Here is a 1,105-nt window from a genome sequence, read left to right as displayed (position 1 = left end):
GTTGCAAATCGAATTCGTTTACGCTTTTTTTCCTGCTTGAGAAATTGCCAATAGATGGGTTCAAATTTCTTAAAAAAATCATCAACGGTACAGAAAATTTCTGTAAAATCAAACATGGTGGTTAGAGTCTTTGGTTTGTGTAGTAACTTTCTAAATGGCTCTAACCATCTTTTTTTCAAGCAGTTTTCTTATCCGTAATTCGGGTTAAATAAGATATTATGTAAGTTGCCTACTCACATGTTGTTTGCAATGTGCAATGACTACCTAATTATTAGAATTTGACTAATTAATATTTAGAAAAAAGTTAACTAGAAAATAAGCTGTAATTCTCTATGTTAATTACGTTTAAATTCCAACCCTCTCATTTTTCAACTAGCTCAGGTTATAATGATGGCCTCCCAAAATATGATTGATCTATTATGAGCGCCTCCAATGACCCTTTACACGGCAAAAAACTTGCTGACATTTTGGATGAATTATTGGATTACTACGGTGGCTTTGAAGGCTTAAGTCGTAAAATTGAAATTAGATGTTTTTGCATAGATCCAAGTGTTAAATCATCATTGCGATTCTTGCGTACCACACCATGGGCACGTGAAAAAGTAGAAAGCTTATATTTGTATGTCTTACGCCAAAAAGCCAAACAGAAATCGTAGCTATCAAAACCCAGTCTCAGTATAATATTTATACCAAATACTAAACTACACTTATTGAATAGCTACCGATTTTGTAGACACCTTTTAGTTAGTGGTGGACTGCCACCACTCTCCTAGAAAAATTTAGTCTATTCTTAAGACTTTTTAGTAGGAAACTATGGATTCATAGCTAGGTTCATGAACCAAATATTTTATAAGTGATTATTTTAGCGCTCTAAGTAATTAAATTTATTATTTAACCTGAATCGCGGATAAGAAATTAACTTGAAAAAAAGGTGGCTGAAAACCATTAGGGAGTTACCACACCTCCTACGCCTTCAGCCACCATGTTCGATTTTACATATTTCTTCTGCATGATCGATGACTTTTTTCAAAAATTCGAAGCAACCTATTTGCAATTCTTAAAACACAGCAACAAGCGTTTGAGAATACGACCTTCTCAATTGAAA

The 1,105-nt window shown here is 33.6% G+C and carries 1 protein-coding gene and 1 pseudogene; one reads left to right on the top strand and one right to left on the bottom strand.

The annotated features are described in order from the left end of the window. Positions 1-116, bottom strand: a pseudogene (locus B9T29_RS16225) (IS982 family transposase); the annotation flags it as partial. 303 nt (positions 117-419) lie between these two features. Here B9T29_RS16225 and B9T29_RS16120 point away from each other — a divergent pair. Beyond that, on the top strand, positions 420-656 hold the full coding sequence (locus B9T29_RS16120; protein ID WP_086176896.1) for a VF530 family DNA-binding protein: 237 nt from the start codon (positions 420-422) through the stop codon (positions 654-656). Positions 657-1,105: the final 449 nt, after the last annotated feature.

The sequence above is a fragment of the Acinetobacter sp. ANC 3903 genome (assembly GCF_002135315.1).
Lineage (GTDB): Bacteria > Pseudomonadota > Gammaproteobacteria > Pseudomonadales > Moraxellaceae > Acinetobacter.
The sequence above is the reverse complement of the archived record's forward strand: the minus strand, read 5'-3'. Positions and strand labels throughout refer to the sequence as shown.

Coding starts and splice junctions, on each gene's coding strand:
- B9T29_RS16120 (WP_086176896.1), top strand. CDS start 420: ATGAGCGCCTCCAATGACCCTTTACACGGCAAAAAACTTGCTGACATT.